Source organism: Polaribacter uvawellassae, from assembly GCF_039748955.1.
GTDB lineage: Bacteria > Bacteroidota > Bacteroidia > Flavobacteriales > Flavobacteriaceae > Polaribacter > Polaribacter uvawellassae.
This window is the reverse complement of sequence record NZ_JBDIZN010000001.1, coordinates 847,104-872,023: the sequence shown is the minus strand read 5'-3', so window position 1 is coordinate 872,023 and position 24,920 is coordinate 847,104. Positions and strand designations below refer to the sequence as shown.

Below are 24,920 nucleotides of genomic sequence, written 5' to 3'. Positions count from 1 at the left end.
TATTTCACGATTGATTTAAGTGCTACTTATGAATAAATTATCTCGATAAAAAAACAGCAAACAACAAAAATGGGTTTCGTTTTTAAACGAAACCCATAAATAATGTTAGTCCTTCAAATAATTTTTAATTCATTTTAGACTCGAAATAAAGAAATGTTAGCTACAAAACTCCAACTTGTTTCATACAAGCTTTCATTGTTTCATACGTTCTTTCAATATCATTATCTAATCCTATTGAAAAACGAATTAATCCATCTGTTAATCCCATTTCTTTTTGTTCTTCTAACGGAATTTCTGATGACGTAGAAGTTCCTGGTGCAGAAAACAACGTTTTATAAAAACCTAAACTTACCGCTAAATAACCAAGATTTTTTTCTTGCATTAATTCCATTAATGTATTTGCTTTTTCTAAAGAATCAACATCAATTGTTAACATTCCTCCAAAACCATATTCTTCGTTCATCATTGATTTAAAAACTTCGTGAGAAGGATGCGATTTTAATCCTGGGTATACTGTTTTTAATCCGTCTGCTTCAAATTTTTCAGCTAAAAAACTTGCGTTTTTACTGTGCTGTTTCATTCTGATGTGCAAGGTTCTCATATTCTTTAAAATCGATGCAGAACGCAAAGAATCCATAGAAGCTCCTAATAACATACTTGCTCCGTCAATCACACTTTTTTGAGAGTTTACAAATTCTTTTGTACCACAAACAACGCCGCCCATTGTATCTGAAGATCCATTGATGAATTTTGTTAAACTATGTAAAACGATATCTGCGCCTAATTGCGCAGGAGAAATTGACAAAGGAGAAAACGTATTATCAACTACCAATTGTAAATTGTGTTTTTTCGCTAAAACGGATAATGCTTTTATGTCTGCAACTTCTAATAAAGGATTGCTTACAGATTCGCAATAAATCATCTTTGTATTTTTAGTAATTGCTGCTTCAACCACATCAATTTTTGTAATGTCTACAAACGATGTTTCAATGCCCATTCTTGGCGTAAAATTCTTTAAAAATGCGTACGTTCCTCCATAAATTGTTCTACTAGAAACTATGTGATCTCCATTGCCACAAATCTGTAAAATTGTTGGTGTAATTGCGCCCATTCCAGAAGCTGCAACATTTGCTGTTTCTGTTCCTTCCATTGCAGCCAATGCTTCACCTAAATATAAATTACTTGGTGTTGAATGGCGAGAATATAAATAACATCCATCAGTATTTCCTTCAAAAGTATCGAACATTGTTTTTGCAGATAAAAAGGTATAGGTTGATGAATCTGAAATTGATGGATTTACGCCTCCGAATTCTCCGAAATATTGTAAATCTTGAATATTGTTTGCAGGTTTAAATTTCATGATATATTTATTTTGTTACACAAAGGAACAACATCACCGATTATTAATCAACTGATTTCATCATATATAGATTATTATTCTATATTTACATTATAAAATAAATTTTAAAACTATAATTGGTGTTCTTATCAACATCAACTAGAAAAATTTTCGGAATGACTTTAGACACAATAGATAAAAAACTGATTCACCTTTTACAAAAAGACAGTAAACAGACTACAAAACAACTTTCTTTACAGTTAAATTTATCTGTAACAGCCGTTTACGAACGAATTAAAAAACTGGAAAAAGAAAATGTAATTAAGCATTATGTAGCAATTATCAACAAAAACAAAATTGAACGTTCCTTTTTAGTTTTTTGCCACATAAAATTGATTCAACATACCAAAGAATATGTAAGCAATTTTGAGTCTGAAGTTTTAAAATTACCCGAAGTATCGGAATGTTTTCATGTAAGTGGAGATTATGATTACATTCTTAAAATTTATGTAAAAGATATGGAATCTTACAGAGATTTTATGATTACCAAACTAACCGCAATTAAACATATTGGAAGTACGCACAGCATTTTTACAATTGGCGAAGTAAAAAACACAACTGCAATTAGCTTATAAATAAAAACCCAAAACTTTCGTTTTGGGTTTTTAGATTTATTCTTTAACTAAAACTATTTTTTCAGTTTGTTTTTTAACCATTAGGTTATAAAACTCTTTTAATTCTTTATAATATTCTGGTGTAATCAGCCCAGAATTAATTTGTAGTTGAGAAATAATATTGATTTTACTCTCAGAAACAACAACTTTATAACCATAAACACCTAAGTTATCTCTAATTCCGATTGTTGATGATTCTGGAATTGTCTCTACTTTATATCCTTCAGGTATTTGCATAAAAACTGAATTCTTATTCTTAAAAGGCGCACCAAAATCTACAGGAAATTTTCTATCTTCTAGTTTAAATGGATTTACTCTAGATGTTAAAAAAAGTAACGGCGAAATATATACTTTATCGTTTATAACCTCAATAAAATCTTCTCCTACAAAAGAGATATTTCTAATTGCTGGTTTATAAATCTCTGTTTTATTTACAACTTTATAATCTTCTATTTCTACACCAAACCTATCTTCTAAAGAAGTGATAACACCTTCCTCTTTTAAATGATTATTTCTAGAGCGGAAATTTATTGCATCTAGGTTTTTATATGTAGTTCTTAGCCTTCCATTTACTGTAAAATCTTCGTTTATCTTTATAGACATAAAATTATCTTCTACAGAATGTGCTTTCGAAGTTAACTCTAACCAACTCGATGTTTTATCCTTTTTAACTAATCTACCTTTCCAATTTAATGCTCTTAAGGGTAATACATTTGGCATGCTATAAAATTCTGTTGCGTCTAAAAGAATATATCCATTTGGTAAATTAACAGCCGCAATAACATAATTAAAACCATCAATTGTTGGAAAAAATGGAACTCCATGGTCTCTTGTACTTACTAAAACCGGATTCGCTTCTATACCAGCTTCATTTAACATAGCAATTAACATTAAATTGATATCTGCAGTGTTTCCAGATCCTTCTCTATACGCTTTTCTAACACCAATATCTGAATACAAACCATAATAACCATTCCATTTTACTTTCATTTTTACAAAATTAAAAATAGAGGCTATCTTTTGTGATGGAGTTGTTGCTTTAGAAAGAATAGCTTTTAAATCATTTTTAAAATAACTTGTTCTTTTTAATTCTTCACCAAAATTAGAAGAATCATAAATTCTACGTGCTACATCTGGCCAAGTTGTAGAATAATATTTAGGCATAGAATTCGGATATTGAATTGCAGTTAATTCAAACTTTAAGCCACCTTTATAATTATTAATATTACTAACATAAGGCTCTGAGTTTTTTAATCCTGGAATATTTTTAGCATTGTAATTAGTTATAGCCGTTAAATACTCCATTCTGTTTTTATTTACGACAGTTTTGTTATTACTGCTTCCATAATAACTTGTATCATTATTTTCACGAATTTTTACTGTACTTGTAATAACACCTTTCCCTTTTTCAATTATTGGGGTAATGTAATAATATCCTTTGGGACTACTTTTAAATTTAAAATATTCAGGAATTGAAACGGAATAAGATAATTCCTTAATAGGAACATCTTTTTGAAATTCTAAATCCTTAATATCAAAATAAGGAGAAACAATTTTGTATTTTAAGTCTATTACGCTTCCTACTTTTATTTTAGGCATCGTAATTTTTTTGACACTTCTAAACTTGCTGGTTTTTTCGTCAAAGATATTTTTCTTAGCTAATTTTTCTTTTTTTACTCTCCCTTTTTCCAGATTAAAAGTATAGCCACTAATTGCAATTACTTTTTCTTTACTTCCAGAATCTGGTTTATAATATTTAATACTTTGTGTTGCTTTTTCAAAACCAGCTTTTGTATAAATTTTAATTCTTTCATGAATTTCTGTAACAACGGTAAAACCTTGACTTTCTGTATAATTAAATGCTGTTTTTCTATACTTATACAAATAAGAAGCATCTGCAGTAGAATCTAATGGATGTACTTTTTCTTGTAATTCTTGAACAGATACTTTTCCGAATTTAAAATCTTGAGAAAAAATTGTTGTTGCGTAAAAACACAATAATAGTATTAGCAATTGATTTTTCATTTTTTTAGGGGTTTAGTTAGTTTTTGCGAGTGCAATTCTTAAGTTATCGTTTTTAGAAACATTTCTTCTAAAAGTTCTGTATTTTTTGTAATCTTCCTTTGGATGTGTTCCTTCTTTTATTAATAAAGTTCGTTTGTATCTAATTTGCGTTTCGTTTATTTTTTCTATTGAGATAGAATAAAACCCAAATCTATTTTCAATCTTTTTTTCGTTCATCAACACTCCATCTATCTTAAAACCAACCGGCAACGTTATTGTATATTCATCTACATCTTTATAACCGCGTCTAATTTTTAAAGGCAAAACTCTATTTCTATACCTTTTAGGTGTGTTATTATTTCTATTAAATACATTTACTCTAAACAAAATTTTATCAGAAGATATTGAACTGTAATCTTTTATTGTAGCAGCAATTTTTTCAGTAAAAACAACACTATCTTTATCGTTTGTAAATTCTATTTCATCTATTGTTGTATTGTTATTATAGCTCCACAAATTAGATTTATAGAAGTTTTTTTGCTCTTTTAGATTTAAAGTTTCTAATTCGTATTTACTTCCGTATTGAGTTCCTTCTGATTTTATTAAAACATCAGCCTTTAAAGATCCGTTTGCATTTAAAACAATAGTTGCTTTTGTTTTTTGTAAATTTTGTTCGTTTTTATAAGAAGTTGTACGCTTTAAAACTCCGCCTTCTGGTGTAATAACAAGCACATCTCTATCATCTGTAAAATCGCCTAAAAACCCAAAAGGTGTAACTTGACTTGTACATTCTAACCAAATATCATTTCCATTATTAGGGATATTTAAAATCACATGATTGCCTTGTTCTAAGGAAGCAAAATCTTTTTCAAAAGAAACAGGTTCAAAACTATTTGCTTCTACATGTGTATAATATGAGGTTACGCCAACAATATCTAATAATGCTTTTGTGTAATTAGTTAACCCTTTACAATCGCCATAACCAACATTATCTACTTCGTTTGCCGGAATTGGTTGAATGCCACCGATACCAACTTGTACACTTATATAGCGGGTTTTATTTTGCATAAAATTATAGACAATTTTTGCTTTCTCTATTGGATCTTCAACTCCTTTTACTAAATCTAAAATTTTAATTTTTGTAGCACCATCAACAATTCCTCTTCCGTCTAATAATGAACTGTACATCCATCTTCCAAATTCATCCCAATTGGTATAATATCCATCAACGCCATCTGTTTTAAAATTATTTAACGCCACCAATGCTTTTGGTTTATAATCTGTTAAAGAAGGACTCAAACTTTCGTTCCTAATAGCTGAAATATTTTTAACGGAGTAGTAAACTTTAGAATCTGAAACCGTTTTTTCTATTTCATATCCATCAAAATTGAGTTCTTTTACTCTAATTTTTCCGTTGTTTAAATTTACTACATAAGAGTTATTTTCTATACTTACTAAATATCCTTCTAAAGGGCTCCAGTTTTGTAAAAACCCAGTCGAGGATGTATTGTATTCATATTGAAGATGAACCGTATAAGGATATGTAATTGGCGTATAATCTAAATACTTTACCCGCGAGTCTGAATATAATGTTCCGCCATCAAAAGCACTTACATCTACAAACTTATTCTTAGATACTTTTTTTATTTCTCTACCAGCTGCATCATAAATCTTTGCTGATAATTTTGTTATTTTAGAATTGTCATCATAACCCACATAGGCTCCAACTTTACCATTACCAAGTTTATTTAACACAGTAACAACTCTATCTACTTTAACAGTCATTTCATCTGTAGAGTAAACATCAATTGCTGTTGCATTGTTTCTAACAACTGCATTTGCGTTTTTTAATAATTCAGCCGGAATTAATATTGAAGAATGTTCAATTTTCTGTGCAAAAGTAAGCTGCACAATACACAGTAAAAAAAGTACTGAAATTTTTGGGGAGGATTTTTTCATAGCATTCTATAAACCAAAATGCAAGTTATAAAAAAAAGCCGTAAATCAAATATAATTTACGGCTTTTAAAGATTTTTTTTATGAAACTATTTTGTAGTTTTTACCTCGAAAGACATTTCTACTAAATCGTTAATAAACTTATCTTTTAAGTTGTCAAAGAAAGATTTTGAACCATACTTAACGTTAAAATCAGCTCTATTGATATTAAAGTCTTCACTTTTAAAAACATGTACTCCATCAACCTCAGAAAGTGTTGCCGGAATTGTAATGCTTTTTGTTACATCTTTAATGTTTAAGTTTCCAGTTACAGATAATTTACCTTCGTTCTCTTCAACTTTTGTAATTACAAATTTTGCTGTTGGATATTCTGCAACATCAAAGAAATCTGCAGATTTTAAATGACCTTCTAATTTTGCAGCTCCTTCTTGACCTTTCATATCTAAATCTATAATTGAGTTCATATCAATTACAAATTCTCCTGCAGTTATTACACCGTCTTCAATTAAGATTCCACCGCTTTTTAACGCAACTGTTCCGTTGTGCTCTCCTGTTGGCTTTGCTCCTTTCCAGTTTAATACTGATGTAGTTAAATCTACATTATTTAAATCTGAAATAGTTTTAACTACCTCAACTTCTTCTTTTACCTCTACTTTTTTATTTTCTTTACAAGAAACCAATACTGTAGAAAACGCAATTGCTAAAATTAATAATTTTTTCATTTTTGGTTGTTTTATTATGTTATTTTTAATGAGGTGCAAATATAAGTTTTTTAAATTTATTTCCCATGGAAAATATTTTATTTTTTACTTAAAATTTTCATAAAAAATAAAAGCTAAAAACCTAAATTTTATTTTCGGTATCTATAATGATTGTAACAGGACCATCGTTTAATAATTCTACTTTCATTTCTGCTCCAAACTTACCAGTTTGCACCTTTTTTTCAATTTCTTTTTCAAATTGATGAACAAATTGTTTGTAAAGCGGAGTTGCAATTTCAGGTTTTGCAGCTTTTAAATAACTTGGTCTGTTTCCTTTTTTGGTACTTGCTTGTAATGTAAACTGACTTACAACAATTGCTTCTCCTTTAATATCTATAAGAGATTTATTCATCACGTCATTTTCATCATTAAAAATTCTAAGATTTGCAATTTTTTTTGATAACCAATTAATATCTTCAGATGAATCATTTTCTGCAACTCCTAATAATAATAAAATTCCATTTTTAATTTCAGAAATTTTAATATTATCTACAGTTACACTTGCATGTTTTACTCTTTGAATTACAGCTTTCATATTCTTATCTTTAATCTTTTCCAAAGGAAAGGAAGATTATTGCTAATCTACTTTGTCTTTTAGTTTTGTTCATTTAAAAACATGAAGTTAATCTTCATTTTCCCAAAAATCGGTTCTATAATGTTCTTCTTCTCCGGCAATAATTTGCAAATAACTTTTATAACGAGAAAAAGAGATTTCTTCGTTTTCAACAGCGTCTTTTACAGCGCATTTTGGTTCTTCAACATGTAAACAATTGTTAAATTTACAATCATTTTTAACTGCTAAAAACTCAGGAAAATAATCATCAACTTCTTCTTTTTCCATATCTACAACACCAAAACCTTTAATTCCTGGTGTATCAATAATGGATGCATTAAAACTTAAATCAAACATTTCTGCAAATGTTGTAGTGTGTTGTCCTTGCTTATGTTGATTTGATATTTCTTTGGTTTTTAAATCTAAAGTTGGTTCAATTGCATTTACTAATGTTGTTTTTCCAACACCAGAATGACCAATAAACATGCTTATTTTATCAGTCATCATTTCTTTTACAAGGTCTACATTTTTGTTTTTTGTTGCAGATACTTCTATGCAAGTATATCCAATTTTTTCATAAATATCTTTCAGATACATCACTTCAGCTCTTTGTTCTAGCTCGTAAGAATCTATCTTATTAAAAACTAAAACAGTGTTAACAGAATACGCTTCTGCAGTTACTAAAAACCGATCTATAAATGTTGTAAAAGTTGGCGGATTATCAATCGTAATTAGTAGAAACACCAAATCTAAATTCGCCGCAATTATATGTGTTTGTTTCGATAAATTTACAGACTTACGGATGATGTAATTTTTACGTTCGTGAATTGAAGAAATCACTCCAGTTTCCGTATCATTTTTGGTTTCTATTTCAAAATCTACCACATCGCCAACAGCAACCGGATTGGTGCTTTTAATTCCTTGAATCCTAAATTTACCTTTCATTCTACATTCGTAAAACGATCCATTTTCTGCTTTAATCAGATACCAACTTCCTGTAGATTTGTACACTATTCCTGTCATTGCTACAAAGATGAGAATAAAAAAATGATTAAAAAAAAATAGCCACAGTTTCACTAATTATTCGTGAATTTGTGGCTAAATAGTTTATTTAAAAAATTATCCTTTAATAATCTTTTCTTGATGATTAATAGATTCTTGGTGAATTGCTTTAAACATTTTTAAAACAAATTCTTCACTTAAGCCTTTGCTTTCTCCTTCTAAAATCATGTTTCCTAAAATTTCGTTCCAACGTCTCGATTGTAAAACCGCTACGTTTTTCTCTTTTTTAAGTTCTCCTATTTTATCAGCAACTTTCATTCTTCTTCCTAACATTTCAATTAGTTGACCATCTACAACATTTATTTGAGCACGTAAATTATCCAAAGATTCTCTATAATCAGATTCGTTATCGGTAATTTTTCTAATTTTTAAATCTTCCATCATTTGTATTAAAGCAGTTGGAGTTACTTGTTGTGCTGCATCGCTCCATGCATTTTCTGGATCTGTATGTGTTTCAATCATTAAACCATCAAAGTTTAAATCTAAAGCTGTTTGAGAAACATCAAAAACCATATCTCTTTTTCCGGTAATATGCGACGGATCACAAATTAAAGGCAAGTCTGGAAATCTGTTTTGAAACTCAATTGTTAATTGCCATTCTGGGATATTTCTATATTTTGATTTCTCGTATGTAGAAAAACCTCTGTGAATTGCTCCTAAATTTTTAATTCCAGCAGTATATAATCTTTCAATTCCGCCTAACCACAATGCTAAATCTGGATTTACAGGATTTTTAACCAACACAATTTTGTCTGTTCCCTGCAATGCATCTGCAATTTCTTGCATAATAAAAGGCGAAACCGCAGATCGTGCACCAATCCATAACAAATCTATATCGTATTCTAATGCTAATTTTACATGAGCAGCATTTGCAACTTCTGTACAGGTTTTCATTCCTGTTTCTTCTTTTACTTTTTGCAACCATTTTAATCCGATTGCTCCAACACCTTCAAACATTCCTGGTCTTGTTCTTGGTTTCCAAATTCCCGCACGGAAATAATTTACATCAGAATCTTTTAACTCATGTGCAATTTTTAAAACCTGTTCTTCGGTTTCTGCACTACAAGGCCCTGCTATTACTAGTGGATGCGTAAGCTTCATATCATCCAACCATGTTTTTAATTCTTTTGTATTTTCCATTTTTCTACTTGTTTTGGCGTTATTTTATGCCGTTTAATATTTGTTTAATGTGATTTGTACTTTCCATTTCGTTATAAATTTCGGTAAAATCGTTTTGTTCCATCAACGTTTTAAATTGTTGAAGGTTGTTAATATATTCATCTAATGTTTCAATAACATTTATTTTATTTTGCTCAAATATAGGTGCCCACATTGCTGGCGAACTTTTTGCCAAACGAACTGTTGATGCAAATCCAGAACCAGCCATGTCAAAAATATCACGTTCATTTTTCTCTTTATTGATGACTGTTTTTCCTAACATAAATGCACTGATATGTGATAAATGCGAAACATAAGCAATGTGTTTATCGTGCGATTTTGGATCCATATACCGAATACGCATTCCTAATTTAGCAAAAATTTCCAACGCTTTTTCTTGTAATTTAAAAGCTGTTTTTTCTACTTCGCAAATAATATTTGTTTTTTGATGAAACAATCCTAAATGTGCAGCAGTTGGACCAGAAAATTCTGTTCCTGCAATTGGATGTGTTGCTAAGTAATTTCTTCTTTTCGGATGCTTTTCTAACACTTTACAAATTTGTTCTTTTGTAGAACCAACATCCATCAATAAACAATCCTCATTAATTGCATCTAATACTTTCGGAATTACCTGTAATTGTACATCAACCGGAATTGAAACAACAACAATATCTGCATTTTCAAGCGCATTAAAATTTGATTTTTCTTCAATTACACCAAGTTCTAACGCTTTGTCTAAATGACTTTCGTTATTGTCAATTCCGTAAATAATTGCTTCTGGATATTTAGATTTTATATCCAACACCATGCTACCGCCAATTAATCCGATTCCTATTACAAATACATTCATTTTTTCCTATCCCTAACCCTTTCCAAAGGAAAGGGAATTTGTTAATTTATTTTTAACCAAACCAGCTGCAAACTGCAACTGCTTACTGCCTACTTTTAAGTAAACCTACTAATAGCTTCTTTAATTATTTCTTTTGACACACATAATGAGAATCGAATATAACCTTCACCGTTTGATCCAAAAACAGTTCCTGGCGCAATAAAAATATCGTTATTATATAAAATGTTGTCGGTAATTTCTTCGGATGTTTTTCCTTTAGGAATTTTTGCCCAAACAAACAATCCTGTTGAATTTTTATCATAAGTACATTGCAACTTATCCGCTAATTCCCAAATTAAATCTCTACGTTCTTTATATTCAATATTTTGATTATTAAACCAATCATCGGATAAATGTAATGCTTCAATGGCACCTTTTTGAATTCCGTAAAACATACCAGAATCCATATTGCTTTTTACTTTTAAAATCTGATTTATATAATTAGAGTTTCCCAAAACCATTCCAACTCGCCAACCAGCCATATTAAAAGTTTTACTCAACGAATTTAACTCTAACGCAATGTCTTTTGCACCGTCAACCTCTAAAATACTAATTGGATTTTCGTTTAAAATAAAGCTATACGGATTGTCATTTACAATGAGAATTTGATGTTTTTTACCGAATGCTATTAACTTTTCAAAAGTTTCTTTTAGTGCATTTGTTCCTGTTGGCATGTGCGGATAATTAATCCACATAATTTTTACTTTCGATAAATCTTGTTGTTCTAATTCATCAAAATTCGGTTGCCAATGATGCGCTTCATCCAAATTATAAAAAACAGGTGTTGCTCCAACTAATTTTGTAACTGAACTGTAGGTTGGATATCCAGGGTTTGGAATTAACACTTTATCACCTTCATTTAAAAAAGCCATTGAAATATGCATTACGCCTTCTTTACTTCCCATTAAAGGCAACACTTCATTTTCTGGATTTAAAGTAACTTTAAATTTATGCTTGTAAAATTTTGAAATTGCACTTCGCAATTCTGGCAAACCTTGGTAACTCTGATATTTATGTGCAGAAGCATCGTTAAAGCTTTGTTGAATAGCATCGATTACTTTTGTTGGTGGTAATAAATCTGGACTTCCAATTCCGATATTAATAATCGGTTTTCCAGATACAGCCAATTCTCTAACTTCTCTAAGTTTTGTTGAAAAATAGTACTCTTCAACAGTATTTAATCTTTTCGCTGCTTCAATCATTTTCTTCCGTTTTTATAAGCTCCTAAAACTTTAAATTCTTCAGCCATAATTTCTATAATTGCAATTGCTTTTTCATAATCTTTATACTCATCAAAAGTTACATCAACAAAAAAAGAATATTTCCAAGGTGTTTCTATCACTGGCAACGATTGGATTTTAGTTAAGTTCATTTTACAATCGCTCAGCACATTTAAAATTGCTGCCAAGCTTCCCCTTTTATGATCTAACTGAAATTTTAATGATGCTTTATTTATTTCATCAATTCCGTTATTTGGTTTTTCAGTTTGCACAATTACAAATCGAGTTGCATTGTCTTTCATGGTTTGAATACTATCTTCCAAAACTTCCAATCCAAAAATTTCAGCGGCTAATTTTGGCGCAATTGCAGCAATTCCTTTTAATTGATTTTTTGAAATTCTCTTAGCAACTTCTGCAGTATCAACATCTTCTACTAATTTTATATGCGGATATTTTTTAAAAAACTTCTTACACTGTAATAGTGCCATTGGATGTGAACATACTTCTTTAATATCTTCAATTTTTTGACCAGATAACGCCATTAAATGATGATGAATGTTTAAATATTGCTCGCCACAAATATGTAAATTATTGGCATCAATTAAAGCATAATTAGGGATGATTGAACCTGCAATTGTATTTTCTATTGCCATAATTCCTTTATCAGCCGTTGCGTCTAGCAAGCTATCAACCAAAGCATCGAAAGACAAACATTCTTTTAACTTGATGGTTTCTCCGTAGAAATCTCTAGCTATTTTATGGTGATTTGAACCTTCGGCTCCTTGTATGGCGATTATTTCTTTCATTTTAAGCATAAAAAAAAGTCTCGAATTTCGAGACTTTATAATATATTATTTGTGTTAACAATATGGTACAAAGTCTCAACTCTTATAAAAAAAATAAAAGTAAAAATAGAAACCTTGCCAAACGTTTTGTAACTTCATTGTAGTTTTTGTTGTACGTGACAAATCTAAAAATTAAATTTTAATAAACAAATAATATTATAATTATTATATTTACAGTGGTGAATAAATTATTTTCTATATCGTTATCATTAATAATCCTCTTACAAAGTTTAGGATTAAACTTTAATGACATTGCTCAAATAGACGAATTTATTGAGCATGCCATTTTTCATAATGAACAACATGGAGATAATGTGTTTGTTTTTATTTCTAAACATTACGGCGAACTTAAAGAAGATCACGATGAAAAACATCAAGATGAAAAAAACGAGCACAAAAAATTACCTTTTCAAGAACAATCTCCGACTACAATAACGGTATTTACTTTAGATACAAATCAGTTAGAGATTAATACTTTAGAGTTTGTAGATTATTCTCCTTCAAATTTTTATTACCAAGATACTTTTTCTACTTCACATTCAGAAAAAATACTACAACCACCACGCTTTTCATAAATAGTTTTAGTTATTAAAGTACGTTCCAAATCATTTTTATGACTTTGGAAAATATTAATATTGATTATTTTATGAAAGAATGCTATCACGAATTATAAATTTTAGTATAAAGAACAAGTTTATTGTTCTATTATTTACAACCTTTATTATTGGTTTTGGGTTATACTCATTAGCTCAAATTCCTATTGGAGCCGTACCAGATGTTACAAACAATCAGGTACAAGTTATAACTACATCTAGAAATCTTTCTACTCAAGATATGGAACAGTTTATTACATATCCTGTTGAGTTAGAAATGGCAAATTTACCTGGTGTAAAAGAAATTAGATCTGTTTCTAAATTTGGACTTTCTGTGGTTACTATTGTTTTTGAAGACGATATGGGCACTTATTTACCAAGACAACTTATTGCTGAAAAAATTAAATCTGCTTCAGAAAAAATTCCTGAAGGTTTTGGAACTCCAGAAATGGGACCAATAACTACAGGTTTAGGAGAAATTTATCAATATATTCTAGATGTAAAGCCAGAGTTTAAACACAAATATTCGCCGCAAAATTTACGTACTATTCAAGATTGGATTGTAAAAAGACAACTTTCTGGAATACCTGGAGTTGTTGAAGTTAATACTTGGGGAGGTTTTCTTAAACAGTATGAAGTTGCAATTAATACCGAAAAGCTAAATGCAATGAACATTACAGCTAGTGAAGTATTTACTGCATTAGAAAAAAATAATAGTATTTCTGGAGGCGGATATATTGAAAAAGTAAATCAAGCATTTTTTATTAGAGGAGAAGGACTCATTTCTTCTTTAGATGATATAGAAAACATTGTTGTAAAAAGTGTAGATAATGTTCCGATTCTTGTAAAAGATGTTGCAAATGTAGGCTTTGGAAGTGCTACTCGTTTTGGCGCAATTACTGGAAATGGCGAAGGAGAAAAAGTACTTGGTCAAGTAATGATGTTAAAAGATGCAAACTCTAAAAAAGTAATTGATGCTGTTAAAGAAAGAGTTGCAATTATTTCAAAATCATTACCAGAAGGAGTTTATATAAATGCTTTTTTAGATCGAAGCGATTTAATTGCTAAAACAACTTACACAGTAACAGAAAACTTAATTTTAGGTTGTTTAATTGTAATTTTTGTGGTGGTTTTATTATTAGGAAATTTTCGCTCTGGATTAGTTGTAGCTTCTGTAATTCCGCTTTGTTTATTGTTTGCACTTTCTTTAATGTACATTTTTGGTGTAGATGCCAACTTAATGAGTTTAGGCGCAATTGATTTCGGAATAATTATAGACGGAGCAGTAATTATTGTTGAATATATTGCTTTTCAAATCACAAAAAAACATGTAGAAATTAATAAGGCAAACAAAGAAGAACAACAAACTCTTAAAGATGAAATTACGTTTAAAGGAGCATCAAAAATGATGAATTCTGCCATTTTTGGTCAGCTAATTATTCTTATTGTTTTTATTCCAATATTATCGCTAAGCGGAGTTGAAGGAAAAATGTTTAAACCGATGGCGTTAACATTTAGCTTTGCATTAATTGGCGCAATGCTTTTTTGTTTTACCTATGTTCCTGTTGTGGCTTCAATGTTTTTAAAGCCATCGGACACAACGGATAAAAACATTTCTGTTCGATTAATGAAATGGTTAAATAAAAAATACGAACCAATTATTGTTTGGGCATTAAAAAGTAAAAAACTAGTACTTACAATTGCAATTACTCTTTTAACTTTTTCTGTGTATTTATTTAGTACAATGGGTGGCGAATTTGTTCCTACGTTAGACGAAGGTGATTTTGTTATTCAGCCCGTTTTAAAAACAGGAACTTCACTTACAAACACGGTAAAAATAACAACAGAAATTGAAAAAATATTATTAGATAATTTTCCTGAAGTAAAGCAAGTAGTTACAAGAATTGGTGCTGCGGAAGTTCCTACAGATCCGATGTCTATGGAAGAAAGTGATGTAATTATTATTCTGAAACCTAAAAAAGAATGGACTTCTGCAAATTCTAAAGATGAATTAGCTGATAAATTCAAAGAAGCGCTATCAATAATTCCAGGTATGGAAGTAGAATTTACACAACCGATAGAAATGCGTTTTAATGAATTAATTACTGGAGTAAGAGCAGACATCGCAATTAAAATTTTTGGAGACAACTTAGATGTACTTGCTAAAAAAGGAAGTGAAATTAGTGAGTTGATTAAAAATGTTCCGGGAGCTGCAGATATTTCATTAGAAAAAATTGCAGGATTACCTGAAATGAGTGTTCAATATAATCGTGCTAAAATTGCTCGTTATGGTTTAAATATTGAAGATTTAAACGATATGATATCTATGGGATTTGCTGGTAAAACTGCAGGAAGTGTTTTTGAAGGAGAAAAACGTTTTGATTTAGTTTTAAGATTAGAAAAAGATAAACGACTAGATATTGATAATCTTAAAAATTTATATATAGATGTTCCCAATGGAGAAAAAATTCCATTAAGCGAATTAGCAACAATTAGCTATAAAAAAGGTGCAGCAAAAATTTCTAGAGACAATACAAGAAGGAGAATTGTGGTTGGTGTAAATGTTAGAAATAGAGATTTACAATCTGTAGTTGATGATGTTCAAAAACTAATTAATGATAATGTTAAGCTTCCAACTGGGTATTCGATAACTTATGGCGGACAATTTGAAAATCTACAAAGTGCAAAATCTAGATTGTTAATTGCAGTTCCGGTTGCACTAATTTTAATTTTTATCTTATTGTATTTTGCTTTTAATTCTATAAAAGAAGCATTAATGATTTACTCTGCAATTCCGCTTGCGGCTGTTGGTGGAGTTTTATTATTATGGTTTAGAGATTTGCCTTTTAGCATTTCTGCCGGAGTTGGTTTTGTTGCATTATTTGGAATTGCCGTTTTAAACGGAATTGTATTAATAGAACATTTTAAAGAATTAAAAAGTAAAGGTTTTGAAAGCATGGAAGAATTAATAAAACAAGGCACAAAAGATCGTTTAAGAGCTGTTTTATTAACAGCATCTGCTGCTGCATTAGGATTTTTACCAATGGCAATTTCTACCAACGCAGGCGCAGAAGTTCAAAGACCTTTAGCAACTGTAGTTATTGGCGGTTTGGTAACGGCAACTTTATTAACTTTAATTGTGCTTCCGGTGCTTTATGCTCTTTTTAATCAACCAAAAGAAGAGAAGAAAAAGAAAATAAAATTATCTTCTAAAGGTGTATTGAGTGTTCTCTTCATAATTTCTTCTTTAAGTGTTTTTAGTCAAGAAAAAAAGGAAATGAATCTTGCTGATTTAATTCCAGTTGCAATACATAATAATGCTAATTTAAAAGCTTACAAATTAAAAGTTTTAGAAGCTGATGCTTTAATAAATAGCGCTTTGTTGTTTGATAAAACACACGTGTATTACGATTTTAATGAAAACAATTTAGCACCTAATAATTTACCTTTAAAAGTTTTTGGAATTCAACAAGACTTTCGTTTTCCAACTGCATATTTTTCAGAAAAGAAAGTTCTTAAAGCTCGTTTTAATATGAATTCGAGCGATTATGAAATTCAGAAAAAAGGATTGGAAAGAAAATTAACTGCAAGTTATTATCAATATCAAATTAGCAGAAAAAAACAGTTATTATTTAAAAAATTAGATAGTCTATATCAAAATTTTACAACAACTGCAAATAGACGTTTTGAGCTTGGCGAAACCAATTATTTAGAAAAAATTACAGCGGCTTCTAAGCAACAACAAATTCATTTAAAATACAGCCAAGCAAACCAAAATGTTTCTTTGGCGTATAAAGATTTGATGCAAATTATTCAATCTAAAGATTCTGTTATTATTGCTGATGAAATTACTGTAAAAGTTTCGCTAGCTTCTTTAAATATTGATACTAGTTCAGAAATTAAATACTATCAAAACAGAGTTTCTTTATTTGAAGCTCAACAAAATTTTGAAAAACAACAATTGCTGCCAGATATTAGTCTTCATTATTTTCAAGGAACTAATTCGGCTTTAAACGGCAATTTAAATGGGTATCAAATTGGATTAAAAATTCCGATTTTATTTGGAGGAAAATCAGCAAAAATTAAAGCAGCAAAAATTGCTAAAGAAGTTGCCGAATCAGAATCTAAAGAGTATTCAATTTTATTAAATTCTAAATATAATTCTCTAAAATTAAAATTAAAACAACTAGAAAAAACTGTTGCTTATTATGAGAAAAATGGCAAACTACTTTCTGAAGAGATTTTAAAAACTGCAAACGGAAGTTTTAAAAACGGAGAAATAAATTTCTACCAATACATACAAAGTTTAGAAAGTGTTTATGAAATTCAATTGGATTATCTAGACAAGCTAAATGAGTACAACCAAACCGTAATTGCTATCAATTATTTAACACTTTAAACACATCGTTATGAAACGTATATCATATAAAATTATAAGTCTAAGTATTATTATTTCTCTATTTAGTTGTGCTGATTCAGAAAAAGCAACACCAAAAGAATCAATAGAAGAAAACACTACAAAAAATCTAATTGAAGTTACAAAAGTTCAATTTGAAAACACCAAAATGACTTTAGGAAAACTAGAAGAAAAATCTTTTCCAACTATTGTAAATGTTAACGGAATGATAGATGTTCCGCCAGAAGGAAAGGCAATTGTTAATGCAACAATGGGCGGATATATTAAAACTACACCTTTGTTAATCGGTGATAAAGTTACCAAAGGTCAGGTTTTAGTTACTTTAGAAAATCCTGAATTTATTAAGTTGCAACAAAATTATATGGAAATTCATGGACAACTTTCGTATTTAAAATCTGATTACAACAGGCAAAAAACAATGTATGCAGAAAAAATTACGTCACAAAAAAGTTATTTAAAATCAGAAAGCGATTATAAAACTGCATTAGCAAAGTACAATGGTTTAGAAAAACAATTAACCATGTTACATATTTCTCCAAAAAATGTAGTAAACGGAAATTTTACTTCTAAAGTAACTATTTTTGCGCCAATTTCTGGAAGCATAACTAAGGTTTTTGTAAATAGAGGATCTTATGTTTCTCCTGCTACAATTATTATGGAAATTATTGATAATAACCATATTCATCTTGAGCTTTCTGTTTTTGAAAAAGATATTTTAAAAATAAAAAAAGAGCAAAAAATAAATTTTAAAATCCCTGAAGCTTCTTCTAGTATTTATAAAGCAGAAGTTCATTTAATTGGAACTGCGATCGAAGAAAATAGAACTATTAAAGTTCATGCGCATTTAGAAGACGAGTCTAAAGCTAATTTTTTAACAGGAATGTTTGTAAATGCAGAGATCATAACAGATACATCTTTAGAAAAAGCGTTACCAAGTGAAGCTATAGTTTTGGTTGATGAAGTTTCTTACGTTCTTGTATTAGATAAAATAAAAGATGATACGTATTACTTTAAACAAAAAGAAGTAATACTAAAAGATGGTTATGATGGTTATAAAATTATTGAAAACGCAAAATCTTTTTCAAGCAATACACAATTTTTAACAAAAGGAACTTATAATTTATTAGGCGAATAACTAATTTTTAAATAGAAAAATCAATGATTATTTTGTTTCTAAATAATTATATTTGAATTTTTAATCAATCTTTTATGATCTTTTTTAAAACCATTTTTGCATATTTTCAAGACAAACAATATCGAGATTTATTATTAACAACCATAATTATTATTGCTTTTGGCAGCACAATATATCATTATCTTGAAGGTTGGAGCTGGATAGATTCTGTTTACTTTTCTGTAATAACGTTAACCACAATTGGTTTTGGTGATTTTACTCCATCAACACCAGAAGGTAAATTATTTACTATTTTTTATATTGTTATTGGTATTGGAATTATTTTAAGTTTTATCAATACCGTTTATAATCATTATGATAAAACTAAAAAGAAAGAGAAAAAAAAGAAATAACGTGTTTATAGGTTTTCAACAAACAAAAAAAGCTTCTCAAAAAATTGAGAAGCTTTTAGCGGTCTGGACGGGACTACATTATATTTATTTCAAACTATTCTAATTTTATGCAAAAACGCCTAAAAGCCTTTATTTAATTGACATTAAGTGTAAAATAAAGAAAGTTAGAAAAAGTTTAACAAAGAAAATACCGACACAAATACCGACACAAAAAAATAATTTCATATCTTTGAAATGGTTAAAAATCATTTCTTATGGCATCTGTCAAATTTCTATTGCGAAATAAAAAAGCAACAAAACCTGTAACTATTTATTATGATATTCATTTATCTGCATCAGATAGGTTAAGAGGTGCTACAAAATCTAAATTGTTACCTGAATTTTGGGACGAAACAAATCAAAAAGTTAGAAGTGTTGCGGCTGCATCAACAATAAAGGATAGCATCAATAATAAACTTTCTGAATTTGATGCTTTCGTTTTTGAGAAAATCAATGACTATAAAACATACAGCAACAAAAATATTGCAAATTTGTTAAAAGATGATATAGATATTTTCTTTGGTAAAAAAATAATTAAAGTAGAAGAAAAATTAACATTCTATACATTTACCCAAAAATTCATTGAACAATCAAAAAATAGGATCATTGAAAAAACTGGAGCAAAAATATCTGAAAGAACTATACAAGATTACGAAAGAGTTCTTGATCTAATTAAGTCTTTTGAGAAAAAGAAAAAATTTGAAATTACTTTTGACACCATAAATTTAGAATTCTATTACGCTTTTGTTACCTATTTAGAAAAATTAGATTTTTCGGTAAACACAATAGGTAAATTCATAAAAGTATTAAAAGTTTTTATGAACGGAGCAACAGAACAAGGTTGTAATACTAATTTAAGTTTTAAAAACAAACACTTTGTAAAGCCTACTGCAAAATCAGAACAAATTTATTTAAACTTAAAAGAACTTAACCAAATAATAGAATTAGACCTAAAAGACGAACCAATTTTAGACAATGCAAGAGATTTATTTATAATTGGTGCATTTACTGGTTTAAGAGTTTCAGATTTTAATGGTTTAACAAAAGATAATATTTCTACATACAAAAACCAACGAATTTTTAAATTAACAATTAAAAAAACCGGAAAGTACTTACCTATTCCTTTACATCCAGAGGTTGAAAAAATATTAGAAAAAAACAATGGGCATCCTCCTAAAAAAATGCATTCGCAAAAAATAAATGATGCTTTAAGTGAAATAGGGGAAAAAGCAAAAATTTCTGAAAAAATAACTATCAACAGCATAAAAGGAGGTAAAAAAGTTACCAAAATAATATCAAAATATGATTTAATTAAAAATCACACAGCAAGAAGGAGTTTTTGTACAAATGCATATATTGCAGGCATGTCAACAATAGATATTATGGCTATAAGTGGGCATTCTTCAGAAAAAACATTCTTAAATTACATTAAAATAACCGATGATGAAAGAGCTATAAAAATAGCAGAAAACCCTTTTTTTCAACCAAAATCTAAATTAGAAATTGTTTAATTATAAATAATATAAAAATGGAAAAAAACACAATACCAAAAAAATTAATTGAGCCTATATTTCTTCTTGATAATTCAATTGAAAAGCATTTAGATAATTTACATGAATTAATGATTTACTGGCTTACCTATGATAACCTTTATAGAGAAGATAAAGTTGTTGCTTCAATTTCTGACACTTACACTTCGTTAAGAGAAATTTTAACCAACTTAAAACCTATTGAAAAAGAGCATGATTTATACTGGGATAAAAAACGATCCAACACATTAATAAAAGAAGTTAGTGAAAACATCAAAGAAGTTGACTATAAGAAAAAATATGATGAAGCATTAGCGAAGATAAGGGAATTGAAAGAAACCAATGCTAGGCTTAAAAGTATGCTTAATTAAAAAGAATGAAAAAATGAAAAAAAAATCTTTTGCTTATTTTTTCACAAAAGAAGATCTTGAGAACTGTATGAACCTAGAGAAATTATTCATTAACACTAAGGTTTACACCCCCTTTTCTTTTGAAACCTATATTGAATTCGATGAAAATTTAACTCAATTTCTATCTAAGAAAGAGACAGAAAAACAAAAAGAGGAAGCTAGGAAACCAATCATTACAAACACATACCAACTCAATCCTGTGTTAATTGATGAAATTTATAACAGCTTCTTAAGGGAAAAAACATTATATATTGATGATTTTGTCGAAAACAAAATGAAAAATATTAGACTGTTAATAAAGTTGGCACACAATCAAGAAAGAAAAAAAGAAATTGTAGAAAAACACCTTAAAAAAAGTGCTAAAAAAATAGCAAAAACAGACCTTGCAGAACATTTATTTAATCAAGAAAAGCAAATTAATTTAATTAGTGATTCCTCAAGAAAGACAATAAAAAAGGGCATTAGTCAAGATTTCGATCAAGAAATAGCTATTGATTTTTTAACTCATGGTTACGAAATGAATTACTTTGAACACGATCTATTCAAGGAATATTATGAAATTGACTTTAATCAAAGACTTATAAAAAGATTAGAAGAAATAAATATCAAAATCGACAAGGAATCTTCGACTAATCAAAAAAAAGATAACAACGATAACTACCTATCTAAAATTTGGGTCTCTCAAGTTTACGAATCAATGTTTCATTCGCTACTTGTCAGAGAAAATGTAATTGATATTGACAATAATGCACTAACTGGTTTTAAAAATGTTTGTGCTAATTTTTTTAATATAAAAAACTCCTTAAAATATCAGATAATAAAAAAAAGGGTTTTAAATTCAGATTTTGCGGAATTCCTAAATAAAAAATATAGAGCAAATATAGAAATTAAAAAAGGTTTTAAAATTGGAAATAAAAACACTCTAACAGACGATTTTAATGACTATGTTGACGATTTTTTAAACAAACATAAAAACGAGTGAAGAAAGATGAATACTCAATGAACTAACAAAAAATAAAAATATAAATATCATTGTTCCATATTAAATAAAAAAAATATGGAACATCAAAAAATCACACAAGTCCACCATATTAACCAGGAGGATCTACTACAATCATTTTTATCTGGAGTTGAACAAAAGCTAAACTCATTTAAAGAAAATTTTCAACCTAAAAAACCTACCGTTTGGATCAGCAGAAAAGAAGTAGGAGAAATTCTTTCAATTTCTCTCGTTTCTGTTGATGCTTGGACTAAAAAAGGTATTCTTACAGCCTATCGAATTGGCAACAAAAAAAGATTTAAGCGTACTGAAGTAGAAAACGCACTAACTAAAATTGAAAATTAGTTATGGATAAATCAAAAAAAGAAAAGGGCACTACAAGTAGCACCCAATTTAATTCTGATTCGGTTAAAAATCAAGTGCAAGATAGTAAAATCAAACAATACACTATTACTTCAAATAAACTATTTGCAATAAAAAATATAATTCCCAAAACTACATTCGTTATTAAGATTATTAATTTTCAGTTTAAGGTTGAATTAATAAAATCTTGACTTCAAAGGGTAGGAAAACTTCGGGTTTTAGGGCAGAGCCCTGAAAGAATCAAATTTAAAACAAATGTTTTCAAATAAAAAAAGAGCCTCTTTTTAGAAACTCTTTTTAATCTTTTTTTCAAAAGGTTGTTGGTTGCTCTTCAGCATAGCCAACATGACAAAAATACTAAAAATAAATTGAATTTAGAAAAAATTAAAATAGATAGTTTCAAGTTGCGAGTTCCTCGATTATATGTTGAATTTGTCGATTCTAAATTTGCAACAAAATATCAAAAATTATATGAAACTGGAGAAATTGACGAGGATAGTAATTTAGATAATCATAAAGTTAAAATTGAAAATGGTATTACATCAAGAATTGGAATTATACACTCTATGGATGCAGATGGTGGCAGTGAGTATGTAATGTTTCAAATAAATGCTAAACAACTTAAAAAGAAATATTTTGAAGGAATTAACAGAAAAAATATTAAAGCAGTTTACAATTATTTAATGGGTTTCAATATAGTTTATTTAGACTATTCAGCATTTTTAAATGGTTTAATATCAGATATCGACATCTGCTATGATTATAACATTACTAGAAAAGGTATGCAGGAAACAAATCAAAAAATATTTGAAAGCGTGTTGCCACATTGTTGCAAATATGTTGGCAAACCTTTTGGAAGAAAAGATAATACAGGTTTACAGTTTAATGATAGAGCAAAAGCAACACCTTCAAAACCTTATTGTAAAATTTATCATAAAACAACAGAATTAGAAACAAAATCAGAAGAATTTGCAAAAACTTATCTCAAAAATATAAATTATCAAAATCTTGGACGTTTCGAATACACCATTAAAAACGCCAAACATAAAAGCTATTTAAGCCTTAAATATCAATCTTTAGATGATTTCCTTAAAATTCAACATAAAACATTAGAGCGTTTCTTTTTTAATGGTATAAAAGCATATACAATGGCTAAAAACATCATTAGAGAATATAAAGAGATATCTCCAACTGATAGATTGCTTTTAGAAATGATAAATAGATTGATTTCAAGAGGTTCTGACAAAACAAATATTTATACATCCTTAAATATTTTTGACATACCTCAAGAAAAATCAAGAATGAAAAAAAAATTGATAAATCTATTAGAAAATGTAGACGATAAACATCGATTAATTGCAAATAAAGAGAGTATGCAAATGTTGAGAGTTTTAAGGCTCGATTTGTAAGATTTCAAAAATGCAAAATCCCGAACAATGATGTTCGGGATTCCATATACATATATGTATAATGACAAATAAAAAAAATGAGTAAAAAAAAACAGATAAAATTATACATATATGTATAATTCTGTAAGTATTAATTTAATTATAAATATTTCAATTATGAGTAAAAGCAGAACACTATCGATTTGTCTTTCAGATTTACCTAAAGACAGAATTTTAAAACATTCAAATGGTAAAATGTATTTGAATCTAACAACTTATGACCACGATGAGCCAGATCAATTCGGAAATCATTTTTCAGTATCACTTCCATTGACCGAAAATCAATTAAAGGAAAAAGAGAATGGACAAAAGGTTCAAAGAATATTTTTAGGAAATGGTAAAATTTGGGGAGATTCAACAAGGCAAATTACTCAAGAAGAATCAGATGATTTACCTTTTTAATTTATATTACCGTAATAAACATTTATTATTTATTGCGGTAATATTAAAAAAAAGAGTTCAGTATCTTTAGCTAGTTCCAAAAAGGATAAATCTGCAAACGGAGATACTAAACTCCAAAACAAAAATACAAAAAATAATTAAACTAGAATACCAACAACTTTGCAACAAGTTAGCAACAAAACATAAATACCTTTGTTGCAGTTACAGATACATCACAAATAGCCAGTAAACATTGAAGTTTAAGTGCCTAAAAATACTACTGCAACAACTTTGCAACAACTTTGCAACAATATTGCAACAATATTGCAACAATATTGTTGGTAAAGTAATTTCAATGAAAATAAGATTTCAACTTCAAAATTAAAAGATTAAATTTGCCAGTATAGATGAATACACCATTAAAAAACTTTTTAAAGCAACTAAATTTATTAGATGCTGTTTTCTTTAAAGAAAACGGAAAGAATTATGATGGTTTTATTTCAGAAGTTCAAAAAAAAATTGAAATTATTGAGCCTGATGCTTATTATGTTTTCAATAAACAGCCATTAATATTATTTTTTGATTTAACAGATGAAAAGAATAAGGTTAGAGAAAAAGAGATTCATAAACAAGTTTGGTCTTTTGATAATTCACCTGTAATTTTTGTTATTAAAGGAGATGAAATTAGAGTTTACAATGCTCTTAATTATTCAAAAAAAGAGTAAAGTTTAGAAGAAATTAAATTAACCAAA

At 28.7% G+C, this 24,920-nt stretch carries 22 protein-coding genes; 12 read left to right on the top strand and 10 right to left on the bottom strand.

Annotation, left to right across the window (positions count from 1 at the left end; genetic code table 11):
- Window positions 1-160: 160 nt before the first annotated feature.
- Window positions 161-1,360, bottom strand: coding sequence for an aminotransferase class I/II-fold pyridoxal phosphate-dependent enzyme (locus tag ABDX67_RS03950; protein WP_347173655.1), 1,200 nt, complete (start codon window positions 1,358-1,360; stop codon window positions 161-163).
- A 155-nt stretch (window positions 1,361-1,515) separates the two neighbouring features.
- Between ABDX67_RS03950 and ABDX67_RS03945 the strand changes: the two genes are divergently transcribed.
- Entirely contained in the window at window positions 1,516-1,974 is a 459-nt protein-coding gene (locus ABDX67_RS03945) for an Lrp/AsnC family transcriptional regulator (protein ID WP_347173654.1), read from the top strand.
- Between the two features lie 36 nt (window positions 1,975-2,010).
- Here the strand turns inward: ABDX67_RS03945 and ABDX67_RS03940 are convergent, their stop codons facing one another.
- From ABDX67_RS03940 to ABDX67_RS03900, 9 genes are all read right to left on the bottom strand, one after another.
- Window positions 2,011-4,038, bottom strand: coding sequence for a transglutaminase family protein (locus tag ABDX67_RS03940; protein ID WP_347173653.1), 2,028 nt, complete (start codon window positions 4,036-4,038; stop codon window positions 2,011-2,013).
- Between the two features lie 12 nt (window positions 4,039-4,050).
- Window positions 4,051-5,976: a DUF3857 domain-containing protein gene (locus ABDX67_RS03935; RefSeq protein ID WP_347173652.1), complete on the bottom strand. Its 1,926-nt coding sequence runs from the start codon at window positions 5,974-5,976 to the stop codon at window positions 4,051-4,053.
- A gap of 86 nt (window positions 5,977-6,062) precedes the next feature.
- Window positions 6,063-6,695: a YceI family protein gene (locus tag ABDX67_RS03930; protein WP_347173651.1), complete on the bottom strand. Its 633-nt coding sequence runs from the start codon at window positions 6,693-6,695 to the stop codon at window positions 6,063-6,065.
- A 121-nt stretch (window positions 6,696-6,816) separates the two neighbouring features.
- Window positions 6,817-7,269, bottom strand: a complete 453-nt coding sequence (gene dtd, locus ABDX67_RS03925) for a D-aminoacyl-tRNA deacylase (protein ID WP_347173650.1) — start codon at window positions 7,267-7,269, stop codon at window positions 6,817-6,819.
- A gap of 87 nt (window positions 7,270-7,356) precedes the next feature.
- Complete coding sequence (gene rsgA / locus ABDX67_RS03920; RefSeq protein WP_347173649.1) at window positions 7,357-8,310, bottom strand: ribosome small subunit-dependent GTPase A; 954 nt, start codon at window positions 8,308-8,310, stop codon at window positions 7,357-7,359.
- Between the two features lie 96 nt (window positions 8,311-8,406).
- A complete protein-coding gene (locus tag ABDX67_RS03915; RefSeq protein WP_347173648.1) occupies window positions 8,407-9,489 on the bottom strand; it encodes a chorismate mutase in 1,083 nt (360 codons plus the stop codon).
- Window positions 9,490-9,508: 19 nt separating this feature from the next.
- Window positions 9,509-10,357: a prephenate dehydrogenase gene (locus tag ABDX67_RS03910; RefSeq protein ID WP_347173647.1), complete on the bottom strand. Its 849-nt coding sequence runs from the start codon at window positions 10,355-10,357 to the stop codon at window positions 9,509-9,511.
- Between the two features lie 95 nt (window positions 10,358-10,452).
- Entirely contained in the window at window positions 10,453-11,598 is a 1,146-nt protein-coding gene (locus tag ABDX67_RS03905; RefSeq protein WP_347173646.1) for a pyridoxal phosphate-dependent aminotransferase, read from the bottom strand.
- On the bottom strand, window positions 11,595-12,422 hold the full coding sequence (locus ABDX67_RS03900; protein ID WP_347173645.1) for a prephenate dehydratase: 828 nt from the start codon (window positions 12,420-12,422) through the stop codon (window positions 11,595-11,597). Before ABDX67_RS03900 ends, ABDX67_RS03905 begins: the two co-directional genes overlap by 4 nt.
- 218 nt (window positions 12,423-12,640) lie before the next feature.
- On the opposite strand from ABDX67_RS03900, the gene ABDX67_RS03895 reads away from it, so the two are divergent.
- From ABDX67_RS03895 to ABDX67_RS03845, 11 genes are all read left to right on the top strand, one after another.
- Complete coding sequence (locus ABDX67_RS03895; RefSeq protein ID WP_347173644.1) at window positions 12,641-13,036, top strand: hypothetical protein; 396 nt, start codon at window positions 12,641-12,643, stop codon at window positions 13,034-13,036.
- A gap of 79 nt (window positions 13,037-13,115) precedes the next feature.
- The gene (locus ABDX67_RS03890) at window positions 13,116-17,453 is read left to right on the top strand and encodes a CusA/CzcA family heavy metal efflux RND transporter (protein WP_347173643.1); all 4,338 of its coding nucleotides are present in this window, start codon (window positions 13,116-13,118) and stop codon (window positions 17,451-17,453) included.
- Window positions 17,454-17,463: 10 nt separating this feature from the next.
- Window positions 17,464-18,606, top strand: coding sequence for an efflux RND transporter periplasmic adaptor subunit (locus ABDX67_RS03885; protein WP_347173642.1), 1,143 nt, complete (start codon window positions 17,464-17,466; stop codon window positions 18,604-18,606).
- Between the two features lie 74 nt (window positions 18,607-18,680).
- Entirely contained in the window at window positions 18,681-18,998 is a 318-nt protein-coding gene (locus ABDX67_RS03880; protein ID WP_347173641.1) for a potassium channel family protein, read from the top strand.
- Window positions 18,999-19,252: 254 nt separating this feature from the next.
- Window positions 19,253-20,548: a site-specific integrase gene (locus ABDX67_RS03875; RefSeq protein WP_347173640.1), complete on the top strand. Its 1,296-nt coding sequence runs from the start codon at window positions 19,253-19,255 to the stop codon at window positions 20,546-20,548.
- 17 nt (window positions 20,549-20,565) lie between these two features.
- Window positions 20,566-20,937 carry a hypothetical protein gene (locus tag ABDX67_RS03870; RefSeq protein WP_347173639.1) on the top strand — a complete coding sequence of 124 codons (372 nt, stop codon included), beginning with the start codon at window positions 20,566-20,568 and terminating at the stop codon, window positions 20,935-20,937.
- 13 nt (window positions 20,938-20,950) lie between these two features.
- Window positions 20,951-21,958: a hypothetical protein gene (locus ABDX67_RS03865; RefSeq protein WP_347173638.1), complete on the top strand. Its 1,008-nt coding sequence runs from the start codon at window positions 20,951-20,953 to the stop codon at window positions 21,956-21,958.
- A gap of 75 nt (window positions 21,959-22,033) precedes the next feature.
- On the top strand, window positions 22,034-22,321 hold the full coding sequence (locus ABDX67_RS03860) for a helix-turn-helix domain-containing protein (protein ID WP_347173637.1): 288 nt from the start codon (window positions 22,034-22,036) through the stop codon (window positions 22,319-22,321).
- 386 nt (window positions 22,322-22,707) lie between these two features.
- Window positions 22,708-23,748: a hypothetical protein gene (locus ABDX67_RS03855; RefSeq protein WP_347173636.1), complete on the top strand. Its 1,041-nt coding sequence runs from the start codon at window positions 22,708-22,710 to the stop codon at window positions 23,746-23,748.
- Between the two features lie 156 nt (window positions 23,749-23,904).
- Window positions 23,905-24,189 (top strand): hypothetical protein, encoded by a 285-nt coding sequence (locus ABDX67_RS03850; protein WP_347173635.1) that lies wholly within the window; start codon window positions 23,905-23,907, stop codon window positions 24,187-24,189.
- Window positions 24,190-24,575: 386 nt separating this feature from the next.
- A complete protein-coding gene (locus ABDX67_RS03845) occupies window positions 24,576-24,893 on the top strand; it encodes a hypothetical protein (RefSeq protein ID WP_347173634.1) in 318 nt (105 codons plus the stop codon).
- Window positions 24,894-24,920 lie beyond the last annotated feature (27 nt).

What these genes read in the sequence shown, in the direction of transcription:
- ABDX67_RS03900 (WP_347173645.1), bottom strand. Translation starts at nt 12,422, where the DNA reads ATGAAAGAAATAATCGCCATACAAGGAGCCGAAGGTTCAAATCACCAT.
- ABDX67_RS03870 (WP_347173639.1), top strand. Translation starts at nt 20,566, where the DNA reads ATGGAAAAAAACACAATACCAAAAAAATTAATTGAGCCTATATTTCTT.
- ABDX67_RS03885 (WP_347173642.1), top strand. Translation starts at nt 17,464, where the DNA reads ATGAAACGTATATCATATAAAATTATAAGTCTAAGTATTATTATTTCT.
- dtd (WP_347173650.1), bottom strand. Translation starts at nt 7,269, where the DNA reads ATGAAAGCTGTAATTCAAAGAGTAAAACATGCAAGTGTAACTGTAGAT.
- ABDX67_RS03845 (WP_347173634.1), top strand. Translation starts at nt 24,576, where the DNA reads ATGAATACACCATTAAAAAACTTTTTAAAGCAACTAAATTTATTAGAT.
- ABDX67_RS03915 (WP_347173648.1), bottom strand. Translation starts at nt 9,489, where the DNA reads ATGGAAAATACAAAAGAATTAAAAACATGGTTGGATGATATGAAGCTT.
- ABDX67_RS03940 (WP_347173653.1), bottom strand. Translation starts at nt 4,038, where the DNA reads ATGAAAAATCAATTGCTAATACTATTATTGTGTTTTTACGCAACAACA.
- ABDX67_RS03935 (WP_347173652.1), bottom strand. Translation starts at nt 5,976, where the DNA reads ATGAAAAAATCCTCCCCAAAAATTTCAGTACTTTTTTTACTGTGTATT.
- ABDX67_RS03945 (WP_347173654.1), top strand. Translation starts at nt 1,516, where the DNA reads ATGACTTTAGACACAATAGATAAAAAACTGATTCACCTTTTACAAAAA.
- ABDX67_RS03950 (WP_347173655.1), bottom strand. Translation starts at nt 1,360, where the DNA reads ATGAAATTTAAACCTGCAAACAATATTCAAGATTTACAATATTTCGGA.
- ABDX67_RS03850 (WP_347173635.1), top strand. Translation starts at nt 23,905, where the DNA reads ATGAGTAAAAGCAGAACACTATCGATTTGTCTTTCAGATTTACCTAAA.
- ABDX67_RS03910 (WP_347173647.1), bottom strand. Translation starts at nt 10,357, where the DNA reads ATGAATGTATTTGTAATAGGAATCGGATTAATTGGCGGTAGCATGGTG.
- ABDX67_RS03930 (WP_347173651.1), bottom strand. Translation starts at nt 6,695, where the DNA reads ATGAAAAAATTATTAATTTTAGCAATTGCGTTTTCTACAGTATTGGTT.
- rsgA (WP_347173649.1), bottom strand. Translation starts at nt 8,310, where the DNA reads ATGACAGGAATAGTGTACAAATCTACAGGAAGTTGGTATCTGATTAAA.
- ABDX67_RS03905 (WP_347173646.1), bottom strand. Translation starts at nt 11,598, where the DNA reads ATGATTGAAGCAGCGAAAAGATTAAATACTGTTGAAGAGTACTATTTT.
- ABDX67_RS03880 (WP_347173641.1), top strand. Translation starts at nt 18,681, where the DNA reads ATGATCTTTTTTAAAACCATTTTTGCATATTTTCAAGACAAACAATAT.
- ABDX67_RS03860 (WP_347173637.1), top strand. Translation starts at nt 22,034, where the DNA reads ATGGAACATCAAAAAATCACACAAGTCCACCATATTAACCAGGAGGAT.
- ABDX67_RS03865 (WP_347173638.1), top strand. Translation starts at nt 20,951, where the DNA reads ATGAAAAAAAAATCTTTTGCTTATTTTTTCACAAAAGAAGATCTTGAG.
- ABDX67_RS03875 (WP_347173640.1), top strand. Translation starts at nt 19,253, where the DNA reads ATGGCATCTGTCAAATTTCTATTGCGAAATAAAAAAGCAACAAAACCT.
- ABDX67_RS03890 (WP_347173643.1), top strand. Translation starts at nt 13,116, where the DNA reads ATGCTATCACGAATTATAAATTTTAGTATAAAGAACAAGTTTATTGTT.